At 71.3% G+C, this 10,548-nt stretch carries 10 protein-coding genes and 1 riboswitch; of the genes, 1 reads left to right on the plus strand and 9 read right to left on the minus strand.

What is annotated here, in order from left to right:
* Window positions 1-3: 3 nt before the first annotated feature.
* Complete coding sequence (gcvP, locus tag ACFWN1_RS28135) at window positions 4-2,889, minus strand: aminomethyl-transferring glycine dehydrogenase (RefSeq protein ID WP_384367770.1); 2,886 nt, start codon at window positions 2,887-2,889, stop codon at window positions 4-6.
* A gap of 174 nt (window positions 2,890-3,063) precedes the next feature.
* A riboswitch (glycine riboswitch) is annotated at window positions 3,064-3,158 on the minus strand.
* A gap of 119 nt (window positions 3,159-3,277) precedes the next feature.
* On the opposite strand from gcvP, the gene ACFWN1_RS28140 reads away from it, so the two are divergent.
* Window positions 3,278-3,652, plus strand: a complete 375-nt coding sequence (locus tag ACFWN1_RS28140; RefSeq protein WP_384367773.1) for a PRC-barrel domain-containing protein — start codon at window positions 3,278-3,280, stop codon at window positions 3,650-3,652.
* A gap of 8 nt (window positions 3,653-3,660) precedes the next feature.
* Here ACFWN1_RS28140 and ACFWN1_RS28145 read toward each other — a convergent pair whose 3' ends face one another.
* The 8 genes from ACFWN1_RS28145 to ACFWN1_RS28180 all read right to left on the minus strand — a co-directional run bounded on the left by ACFWN1_RS28145 (window position 3,661) and on the right by ACFWN1_RS28180 (window position 10,496).
* The gene (locus tag ACFWN1_RS28145) at window positions 3,661-5,031 is read right to left on the minus strand and encodes a DNA polymerase IV (RefSeq protein ID WP_384367776.1); all 1,371 of its coding nucleotides are present in this window, start codon (window positions 5,029-5,031) and stop codon (window positions 3,661-3,663) included.
* A 77-nt stretch (window positions 5,032-5,108) separates the two neighbouring features.
* On the minus strand, window positions 5,109-5,792 hold the full coding sequence (locus ACFWN1_RS28150) for a MerR family transcriptional regulator (protein WP_384367779.1): 684 nt from the start codon (window positions 5,790-5,792) through the stop codon (window positions 5,109-5,111).
* A gap of 265 nt (window positions 5,793-6,057) precedes the next feature.
* Complete coding sequence (locus ACFWN1_RS28155) at window positions 6,058-6,531, minus strand: bifunctional nuclease family protein (protein WP_004002801.1); 474 nt, start codon at window positions 6,529-6,531, stop codon at window positions 6,058-6,060.
* A 98-nt stretch (window positions 6,532-6,629) separates the two neighbouring features.
* The gene (locus tag ACFWN1_RS28160; RefSeq protein ID WP_384367782.1) at window positions 6,630-7,367 is read right to left on the minus strand and encodes a MerR family transcriptional regulator; all 738 of its coding nucleotides are present in this window, start codon (window positions 7,365-7,367) and stop codon (window positions 6,630-6,632) included.
* A gap of 43 nt (window positions 7,368-7,410) precedes the next feature.
* On the minus strand, window positions 7,411-8,283 hold the full coding sequence (locus ACFWN1_RS28165) for an FHA domain-containing protein (protein ID WP_384367789.1): 873 nt from the start codon (window positions 8,281-8,283) through the stop codon (window positions 7,411-7,413).
* A gap of 82 nt (window positions 8,284-8,365) precedes the next feature.
* Complete coding sequence (locus ACFWN1_RS28170) at window positions 8,366-9,220, minus strand: DUF881 domain-containing protein (RefSeq protein WP_384367785.1); 855 nt, start codon at window positions 9,218-9,220, stop codon at window positions 8,366-8,368.
* A 5-nt stretch (window positions 9,221-9,225) separates the two neighbouring features.
* Window positions 9,226-9,558, minus strand: a complete 333-nt coding sequence (locus ACFWN1_RS28175; protein ID WP_266824523.1) for a small basic family protein — start codon at window positions 9,556-9,558, stop codon at window positions 9,226-9,228.
* The gene (locus ACFWN1_RS28180; protein WP_384367792.1) at window positions 9,555-10,496 is read right to left on the minus strand and encodes a DUF881 domain-containing protein; all 942 of its coding nucleotides are present in this window, start codon (window positions 10,494-10,496) and stop codon (window positions 9,555-9,557) included. The genes ACFWN1_RS28175 and ACFWN1_RS28180 overlap by 4 nt, the downstream gene beginning before the upstream one ends.
* Window positions 10,497-10,548: the final 52 nt, after the last annotated feature.

Genomic DNA, 10,548 nt, shown 5'->3' on the forward strand with positions numbered 1-10,548 from the left:
CGCTCAGTCCTCGTACGCGTCCAGCGGCGGGCAGGAGCACACCAGGTTGCGGTCGCCGAACGCCTGGTCGATACGGCGGACCGGCGGCCAGTACTTGTCGGCGGCCGAGACCCCGGCCGGGAAGACGGCCTCCTCGCGGGTGTACGCGTGCGTCCACTCGCCGCCGAGGGCGGCCGCGGTGTGCGGGGCGCCGTGCAGCGGGTTGTCCTCGGCGGGCCACACGCCGGAGGCGACCTTGTCGATCTCCGCACGGATGGCGATCATCGCCTCGCAGAACCGGTCCAGCTCGCCCAGGTCCTCGGACTCGGTCGGCTCGATCATCAGCGTGCCGGCCACCGGGAACGACATGGTCGGCGCGTGGAAGCCGTAGTCGATCAGGCGCTTGGCCACGTCGTCGACGCTCACGCCGGTCGCCTTGGTCAGCGGGCGCAGGTCGATGATGCACTCGTGCGCGACCAGACCGCCGGGGCCGGTGTAGAGCACCGGGAAGTGCGGCTCCAGGCGCTTGGCGATGTAGTTGGCGGAGAGCACGGCCACCTGGGTGGCGCGCTTGAGACCCTCGCCGCCCATCAGGCGGACGTAGGCCCAGGAGATGGGCAGGATGCCCGCGCTGCCCCAGGGCGCCGCCGAGATCGGCCCGACGCCCGTCTCCGGACCGGCCGCGGGCTGCATCGGGTGGTGGGGCAGGTACGGCGCCAGGTGCGCGCGGACCGCGACCGGGCCGACGCCGGGACCGCCGCCGCCGTGCGGGATGCAGAACGTCTTGTGCAGGTTCAGGTGGGAGACGTCGCCGCCGAAGTGGCCAGGCTTGGCGAGGCCGACCAGCGCGTTGAGGTTGGCGCCGTCCACGTACACCTGGCCGCCCGCGTCGTGCACCTGGGCGCAGATGTCGGCGACGTGCTCCTCGAAGACGCCGTGCGTCGACGGGTAGGTGATCATCAGCACGGACAGCTCGTCACGGTGCTGCTCGATCTTGGCACGCAGGTCCTCGACGTCGATCTCGCCGTCCCCGGCGGTCTTCACGACGACGACCTTCATCCCGGCCATCACCGCGCTCGCGGCGTTGGTGCCGTGCGCGGAGGACGGGATGAGGCAGACGGTGCGCTGCTCGTCCCCGCCTGCCCGGTGGTAGGCGCGTACCGCGAGCAGTCCGGCCAGCTCGCCCTGGGAGCCGGCGTTGGGCTGGAGGGAGACCTTGTCGTACCCGGTGACCTCGGCGAGCCGGTCCTCAAGCTCGCGGATGAGGGTGAGGTAGCCCTCGGCCTGCTCGGCGGGCGCGAAGGGGTGCAGCGCGCCGAACTCGGGCCAGGTGACCGGCTCCATCTCGGTGGTCGCGTTCAGCTTCATGGTGCAGGAGCCGAGCGGGATCATGCCCCGGTCGAGGGCGTAGTCGCGGTCGGACAGCTTGCGCAGGTAGCGCAGCATGGCCGTCTCGGAGCGGTGCTCGTGGAAGACCGGGTGGGTGAGGTAGTCGTCGGTGCGCAGCAGCGCCTCGGGCAGCGTGTCCTCGGCCGCACCGTCGAGCGCCTCGATGTCGCCCTCGGCGCCGAAGGCGGCGAGGACGGCCTCCAGCTGAGCCCGGTCGGTGGTCTCGTCGCAGGCCAGGGAGACGTGGTCGGCGTCGACGAGGCGCAGGTTGACCCCGCCCTCGCGGGCGGCGGCGACGACCTCGGCGGCCTTGCCGGGCACGCGCGCGGTGAGGGTGTCGAAGTAGGCGCCGTGCACGATCTCGACGCCGCCGGCGCGCAGGCCCTCGGCCAGGATCGTGGCGTAGCGGTGGGTGCGGCGGGCGATCGTCCGCAGACCGTCGGGGCCGTGGTAGACGGCGTACATGCCGGCCATCACGGCGAGCAGCACCTGCGCGGTACAGATGTTGCTGGTGGCCTTCTCGCGGCGGATGTGCTGCTCGCGGGTCTGGAGCGCGAGGCGGTAGGCCCGGTGCCCGTCGGCGTCGACGGACACGCCGACCAGCCGGCCGGGCAGGCTGCGGGCGAACTTCTCGTGCACCGCCATGTAGCCAGCGTGCGGCCCGCCGAAGCCCATGGGGACGCCGAAGCGCTGGGTGGTGCCGATGGCGATGTCCGCGCCCAGCTCGCCGGGCGAGGTGAGCAGGGTGAGCGCGAGCAGGTCCGCGGCGACGGTGACGAGGGCGCCCAGCCCGTGCGCCTGCTCGACGACCGGCTTCAGATCCCTTACGGCACCGGAGGCGCCGGGGTACTGGAGCAGGACGCCGGTGATGTCGCGGGCGGCGATGTCGGCCGGGATGCCGTCGCTCAGGTCGGCGACGACGACCTCGACCCCGGCCGGCTCGGCGCGGGTCTGGATGACGGCGACGGTCTGCGGCAGGGTGTCCGCGTCGACCAGGAAGAGGCCCTTCTTGTTCTTGCCCATGCGCCGGGACAGCGCCACCGCCTCGGCGGCGGCGGTGCCCTCGTCCAGCAGGGAGGCGCCGGAGGTGGGCAGGCCGGTGAGGTCGGCGACCATCGTCTGGAAGTTCAGCAGGGCCTCCAGCCGGCCCTGGGAGATCTCCGGCTGGTAGGGCGTGTAGGCCGTGTACCAGGCGGGGTTCTCCATGACGTTGCGCAGGATGACCGGCGGGGTGAAGGTGCCGTGGTAGCCCAGGCCGATCATGGAGCCGAGGACCTGGTTGTGGTCCGCGAGACCGCGCAGCTCGGCGATCACCTCGGCCTCGGTGCGGGCGCCCGGCAGGTCGAGCGCGTCGGCGTTCTTGATCACATCCGGGACCGCGGCGGCGGTCAGCTCGTCGAGCGAGCCGTAGCCGATCTGCGCGAGCATCTTGGCCCGCGCCTCCTGGTCGGGCCCGATGTGGCGCTGCTCGAAGGGGATGCCCGCTTCGAGGTCGGCGAGCGGAATGCGAGGGGCGGTCATGTGCGGAGGCCTCCTGGTCGATGCGACCTGCGAGGGGCACCACGGCGCGGGTGCCCACCGGCCTCCCCCTCTGTCATCTCTTACCTGAGAGCTTCACCGGGGACCTGCGGAGCCCGGCTTTCACCGTCGGTGAGGGCGGGAGTCCTGGACACCCGCCCTGCTTTCCAGAGTGACCTCGTCCGTGCGGTACGGGGGCCTGAGAGATTCCGGGGAGGAGTTGCTCCTTCGGCGCCTCCGAATTGCTCGGAGGACTCTCCCGCACGGGGTCAGCAGCCGTGTTCAGCGTACCAGCGGGGTCCTGGGCGCGGCGTTCGAGTGGCCGCCCGGCTGATTCTGCTCTTTTGTAGTGCTTACGGATGAGTTGCGACCATGTGGAGGGAGAGGGATCGTGCAGACCGACATCGATCCGCGCAGCCTGATCGGCCGCAAGGCGTTCGACCGTGCCGGCACCAAGATCGGCACCATAGACGAGGTGTACCTCGACGACGCGACCGGCGTCCCGGAATGGGCCGCGGTACGCACCGGACTCTTCTCCCGCGACGCCTTCGTCCCGCTGGAGCCCAGCGAAATCGTCGACGGAGCGCTCCGCGTCCCCTTCGAACGCGCCCTCATCAAGGACGCCCCCGACTTCGGCGTGGGCCGCCACCTCTCCCCCGAACAGGAACTCCAGCTCTACCACCACTACGGCCTCCACGTGGGCCCCGCCGCCAGGACCACCCCGGACCGCGACTTCGGCGAGGTCGCGGGCGCCGAGGAGACCTGAGCCCACCCTCATCCGCCGCCCTCCGTCACCCCCTCAGCCGGCCCGCGCGCCTCGTCCACCAGCGGCAGCGGGTCGGCCGGGGCCAGACCGTTGTCGTCGGACCGGAAGGTCCGCACCCGGCCCGGCGCCGAACGCGGGGTCTCGAAACGCACCGTGACCCGCCCCAGACCGCTGCCCTGCACCCAGCCGTGCCCGTACTCCGGGTGCCGCACGTCCTGGCCCGCCCGCCACTCCGGCGCGGCGGGCCCGGGTCTCTCCGGGCCGACGTCGGGGGCGCTCTCCTCCGGCGTCTCCTCGGCCTGCTCCCCCGCCGCCTGGGCGAACAGGTCCTCCTGGGTGTAGTCGGCCAGCCCGGACACGCCGACGCCCAGCAGCCGCACCCCGCCCGTGGTGTCCACGGAGTCCAGCAGTCGCGCGGCCGCCTCCCGGATCACCGCCGGATCGTCGGTGGGCCCCCTGAGCGTCTCGGAGCGGGTCAGGGTGGAGAAGTCGTACCGCCGGACCTTGAGCACGATGGTGCGCCCGGACAGCCCGGCCCCGCGCAGCCGCCGCACACACCGGTCGGCCAGTCGGCGGACCTCCAGGCCGACGCGCAGCCGGTCGTGGATGTCCACGGCGTAGGTGTCCTCCACCGACACCGACTTGGCCTCCCGCTCGGCCACCACCGGCCGGTCGTCGCGGGCCAGCGCCATCGCGTACAGCGCGTGTCCGTGGGCCTTGCCGAGCAGCCGGACCAGTTCGTCCTCGCCCGCCTCCGACAGCTCCAGCACGGTGGTGATCCCGGCGCGCCGCAGATGATCGCCGGTGGCGGGGCCCACACCGGGCAGGGTCCGCACGGACATGGGCGCCAGCAGGGCCCGCTCGGTGCCCGGTTCGATGAGCACCAGGCCGTCGGGCTTGGCCCGCTCCGAGGCGATCTTGGCCAGCATCTTGGAGGCGGCGAGGCCCACCGAGCCGGTCAGCCCCGTCACCGCCAGGATGTCGGCGCGCAGCCGCACCCCGGCCGCCCGCGCCGACGCCTCGTCCGAGGCGACGCCGCCCGCCTCCAGGTCCACGAACGCCTCGTCCAGGCTCAGCGGCTCCACCAGCGGGGACAACTCCCGCAGCAACGCCATCACCTGGTCGCTGATCGACCGGTACAGCGCGAAACGGGGCATGAGATACGCGGCGTTCGGTGCCAGCCGCCGCGCCTGCGCGGTGGGCATCGCCGAGTGCACCCCGAACACCCGCGCCTCGTACGACGCGGTGGCCACCACTCCGCGCGGCCCGATCCCGCCGACGACCACGGCCTTCCCGCGCAGGCTCGGCTTGGACGCCTGCTCCACCGAGGCGAAGAAGGCATCCATGTCGAGATGGAGGATGGTGGGCGCGTTTCTCACATGTCCGATGCTGCACCACACCACTGACAATGGGCCCGCGCGCGCCGGCGCCCGGGGGAAAGCGGTGCCGGCCGGTCTCAGACGGCGCGGTTGCGGCGCCGCGCCAGTTCGTCGGACGGGTTGTGCCCGATGAGCGTCTCACCGGTGTCGACACGCTCGCCGTGCAGCTGGGACAGGGCGCTCTCCACGTCCCGCCACACCACGCCCACGGCGATCCCGAAGATGCCCTGGCCGCCCTGGAGCAGCGCGTGGACCTCGTCCGGGGAGGTGCATTCGTAGACCATGGCGCCGTCGCTCATCAGGGTCATACGCTCCAGATCCTGGAACCCGCGCTCCCTGAGGTGCTGCACCGTGGAGCGGATGTTCTGCAGCGAGACTCCCGTGTCCAGGAACCGCTTGACGATCTTCAGGACGACCACGTCACGGAAGCTGTACAGCCGCTGGGTGCCCGAACCGTGAGCCGGCCGCACACTCGGCTCGACCAGCCCCGTACGGGCCCAGTAGTCGAGCTGCCGGTAGGTGATCCCCGCGGCCGCGCAGGCCGTGGGACCGCGGTAGCCGATCTCCTCGGACGTCATGGCCGCCGCCCCCTCACCGTCAGGCACCACCGTCGGCCGCTGCGGAGCGTGATCGGCCACGCCGCCGAGCTGTGACTGTCCCCCGCCCGGCCGAAACCGCGCGCTCGGGGGAAGGTACGGGCCGCCGTCCCCGTAACCATGTCCGGGGGCACCCCCAGCCGTACCGTCGCCGCTCATGCTCACGCCGACCTCCGTCCTTGACCTGCCCTGTCGACGGTAGGCAGTCACCAGGGGTGCGTCAACGATCGCCACACTCGGCACGCCGAGTGATAATCACCCTGAGAGTGGTTTCCCGTGTCCCACCGCTGGGAAAGGCTAGCCGAATGCGCTCGCGGAAAGGCGTAGGACGCTCTCACGGGCCGTTGGCAATTGCCCCCGCGACGGCGTCACCACTTGCCGCGGACCGGCCGGACGCGGACCATCGAGTCCACCCGGCCGGCCCCTGGCATCACTGGCTGCTGGTGCCGAAGTCCTCGGGCGAGATCTGGTCGAGGAACTCGCGGAACTTCTCCACCTCGTCCTCCTGCTCGTCCGGGATGGCGATCCCCGCGTCGTCCAGCACGCCGTCGCTGCCGTAGATCGGCGTGCCGGTGCGCAGCGCGAGCGCTATGGCGTCGGACGGCCGCGCGCTCACCTCGACCCCGCTGGCGAACACCAGTTCCGCGTAGAAGACGCCCTCTCGCAGATCGGTGATGCGGACTTCGGTCAGCTCCTGGCCCACCGCCTCCAGCACGTCCTTGAACAGGTCGTGCGTCAGCGGGCGCGCGGGAGCCATGCCCTGCTGGGCGAAGGCGATCGCCGTCGCCTCCCCCGGACCGATCCAGATGGGGAGGTAGCGGTCGCCTCCCACTTCGCGCAGGAGCACGATCGGTTGGTTGGAGGGCATTTCGACCCGGACACCTACGACATCGAGCTCGTTCACACAGCAACCCTAGGCCGTGCCCGGGACGTTTGGGTAGTCGGGCCGGGAACAGGTGGGCGATCCGGCGCACGGGCGCCCGGTGCCGGACACACCGCTCCTCAGGGCAGCCGTACGCCGAGCGCGGACTCGACCAGTGCCGAGTGCAGCTTGGTGGTGAGCGCCGCCAGCTCCTTGGTACGGGCCTCGGCGAGCACCCTGGTCTGCGGGTTGCGGTGCCGCTTCAGGGGGGCGACGACCTGGTCGACCAGCCCGGCGTCGCGTTCGGCGGCGGCCTTCATCACCCGCAGATGGCGGGGTTCGATACCGAACCGGCCCAGTTCGGCCACCAGCGCGGCCACGGTGACGGCCTCGGCGTCATAGACACCGTCCACCAGGGGGGAGAGGAGCCCGTACGACTCCCACTCGCGCAGGTCGGACTCGTCGATACCGGCCGCCGCCAGCAGCTCGTCCCGGCCGATCCGGGCGACCGAGGGCAGCTCGGCCCCGGCCGGCTCCTCGGGGCCGCCGCGCTGACGGCCGACCACGGGCAGCTGGAGCGCGTCGCCGCGCTCCATGGCCTCCAGCTGCTCGCGGATCACCTTGAGCGGCAGATAGTGATCCCGCTGCATCCTCAGGACATGGCCGAGCCGCTCCAGATCACGGGGGCTGAACTTGCGGTACCCCGACGGGGTCCGCTGCGGCTCGATGAGCCCCTCCGACTCCAGGAAGCGGATCTTGGAGATGGTGACTTCGGGGAACTCGTCGCGCAGCACGCTCAGCACCGTGCCGATGCTCATCAGCCCACTGTCCCTGGCGGCGGTACCGCTTCCGGCACCGCCACTCGGTGTTTGAAGCATGGACCTTCCCTGGGGTTCCCCCGGACGGGCGCCCGGGGGTGGGTCAGACTCCTTGCCGGCTCGCGTAGAAGACCAGCCGGTACTTGCCGATCTGCACCTCGTCACCATTGGCCAGCGCCACCTGGTCGATCCGCTCACGGTTGACGTAGGTGCCGTTGAGGCTGCCCACGTCGGCCACCGTGAAAGACCCGTCCGGCGAGCGGCGGAACTCCACATGGCTGCGGGAGACCGTCACGTCGTCCAGGAAGATGTCGCTCTGCGGATGCCGCCCGGCCGTGGTCAGGTCGCTGTCCAGCAGGAAGCGGCTGCCCGAGTTCGGGCCCCGGCGCACCACGAGCAGCGCCGAGCCGATGGGCAGCGCGTCGACCGCCGCCTGCGCCTCGGGCGACAGCATCGGCATCGCCGTCTGACCGGTGACCTCCGAGTCGTACGCCTCGATGCCCGAGATGGAGATCGTGGACGTGGTCTCCGACGCACGCTCCGGCGCCACACCGGGACGCAGGGGCGCACCGCAGTGGGAGCAGAAGCGGGCGTTGTCCGCGTTGCGGTTCCCGCACCTCGTACACACCAGGGCCGACATGTCCGGAGCCTCCTGCCGCGACGGTTGCCCGAAACCTATGCCGCCGGACTGGCCAGGGTCAACGGACGCCGCGCCCTGACCACCGGAAGTGCCACCAGCCGGACCAGCCACCTGGTCCCGGAACAGCGGACGCTGCCCTTCCTCGCCGGGCTGTGCGCGATGACGGGCCGTCGCGTTCTCGTTGCCCTCTCGCGCGCTCTTGCCGAACAACTTCCCAAACAACTTCACGGGCGATTCCCCTTGACCGAAACAGACCCGCCCGTGGGGCAGGACGAACCCAGAATGCCTACACCGACCGATCCGGACATGTTCACAACGTCCGTATCCACTCGACAGTTTCCACCACGCACCACCCCTTCGGTGCGTCGACCCCCCGCAACCTCATGCCCCCGCCCGACGACGCCCATGCACCGCCGGTTCACCGGGAGGACGACCGAGCGTAGTCAGGCTGCTTCGCTTGCCGCAAGGCGTTCACAACGATCTTGTCCGAGCGCTCGACACTCACCGTGGCCTGCTCCTTCTCCACGCTCTGCACCACGCCTCCCGGGATGTTCAGCGCCGGTTCCAGGTCCTGCGGCTTGCCGATGACCTGGAAACGATAGGGGGCGTTGATCTTGTTGCCGTCGACGGCGACGGTACCGCCGGCGTCCGACAAGTACGTGTTCGCCACCACGCGCACACCGTTGACCTCTATCGCCTCGGCGCCGGCCGCGCGCAGTTCCTGGATCGCGTCGAGCAGCATGTCGGACTCGACGGCTCCCTTCGGGTCCTCGACGGTCATGGTGATGCCGGGGCCCGTGGCCGCCACGGTGCCCGCGAGTATGCCGAGTTGGCGTTCCTTCTCGGCGGTCTGCCTGCGCGCCTCCGCGGCCTGGTCCGAGCTGCTCTGCAACTCCTGACGCTGCTTCTCCAGTCCCTGCTTCTCGTCCTCAAGACGCTGAGTACGGTCGTCCAGTTCATCGAGGATGCGGACCAGATCCTCCTGGCGTGCCCCGCGCAGCGCGCTGTCCCCGTCGCTGTTGGACGCCACCTGCACGGCCAGCCCGAAGCCGAGACCGAACAGCAGCAGCGCCACGATGAGTTGCGCGCGCGTCAGCCGGGGCGGCCACAGACCCTCCGCCAGCCGCTGACGCCCGGTCAGCCGGGGCTGGGCGGGCTGCTCCGGCTCGGGCGCGGGTCCGGGCTCCGGCGCGGCCTCGGGCAGCGGGGCCGCCACCTCGGGGGGTAGTTCCATGCGCGGCCCGTGCTCCGGCCGCTCGTCCTGGTCGCTCATCGCACTCACGCCCGGAAGACATGGCGGCGGATCGCCGCGGCGTTGGAGAAAATCCGGATGCCCAGGACCACGACGACACCCGTCGAAAGCTGCGCGCCCACGCCCAGCTTGTCGCCGAGGAACACGATCAGTGCGGCCACGACCACGTTCGACAGGAACGACACCACGAAGACCTTGTCGTCGAAGATGCCGTCGAGCATCGCCCGCAGACCGCCGAACACGGCGTCCAGCGCCGCCACGACGGCGATGGGCAGATACGGCTCGACCACCACCGGAACCTCGGGCCGGACCAACAGTCCGGCCACCACTCCCACGACGAGGCCCAGTACGGCGATCACGATGTGCCCTTCTCAGTCTTCTCGGCCTGCTCGGTCTTCTCGGCCTGCTCGGCGCGCGGCTGTGCTGTTCGTACGATCACACTCGGTGCGGCGGGCAACCGGACGTCGCTCTCCGCCGAGATGGCGGTACGGACGCCGAAGTTGTCCTGGAGCGCGTGCAGGTACAGCCCGTCGGCGCTGTTCTGGAACGCGGTGCTCAGCTTCTGCCCGTCCCCCACCGCCAGCACCGTGTACGGCGGCACCAGCGGCCGGTTGTCCACCAGTATCGCGTCACCCGCGGCCCTGATCGCGGACAGGGCGGTCAGCCGCTGCCCGTTGATGGAGACCGCCTCGGCGCCGGACGCCCACAGCCCGTTGACCACGCGCTGCATGTCCCGGTCGCGCACCCGCCCGGTGTCGGAGAACCCGGCGGACTCACGCGGGTCGGTGCCGTCTCCCCCGGTGCTCGCCTCCTTGGCGTCGTCCACCACGAGCTTCACGCCGGGACCGTGCACGGCGGTGGCACCCGACAGCAGACCCACGAGGTCCGCCTGACCGCCCCCGGACTGCCGTAGCGCCGCCCGCTGCCGCGCGCCGACGTCCGCACGGAGCCGGTCGACACCGCTCTCCAGCCTGTCGGCGGCCGCGGTCTCCCGGTCGATGCGGTCGATCAGCTCCTGCCGCTCCTTGGCCACCACCGGCGCCGCGACATGCGCCTGCGCCGCGCCGACCGTCACCACCAGTGCCGCGAGCACCAGTCCGCCCGCCAGGCCCAGCTTGGCGCGGAGGGTCTTCGGCAGGCCGCCCTCGCCCAGGGACTCCTTCCGGGCGGCGGCCTCGGCATAACCGTCGTCGAGGCTGTGGTCCATGACGTTGGTGATCAACGACATGGAGGCGTCCGGACGCCTGGGCCGCGCGGGGCTGCTCCGAACGGGGGGTTGCTGCGGCATGCCGCACATCGTCGCATGCCGCGCGCGGTACCTCCGAACGAGCCCCGTACACGTGCCGGAC

Origin of the sequence: Streptomyces sp. NPDC058459, from assembly GCF_042721685.1 — a bacterium.
Taxonomy (GTDB): domain Bacteria; phylum Actinomycetota; class Actinomycetes; order Streptomycetales; family Streptomycetaceae; genus Streptomyces.

Coding starts and splice junctions, on each gene's coding strand:
- ACFWN1_RS28170 (WP_384367785.1), bottom strand. CDS start 9,220: ATGAGCGACCAGGACGAGCGGCCGGAGCACGGGCCGCGCATGGAACTA.
- ACFWN1_RS28180 (WP_384367792.1), bottom strand. CDS start 10,496: ATGTGCGGCATGCCGCAGCAACCCCCCGTTCGGAGCAGCCCCGCGCGG.
- gcvP (WP_384367770.1), bottom strand. CDS start 2,889: ATGACCGCCCCTCGCATTCCGCTCGCCGACCTCGAAGCGGGCATCCCC.
- ACFWN1_RS28160 (WP_384367782.1), bottom strand. CDS start 7,367: ATGCTTCAAACACCGAGTGGCGGTGCCGGAAGCGGTACCGCCGCCAGG.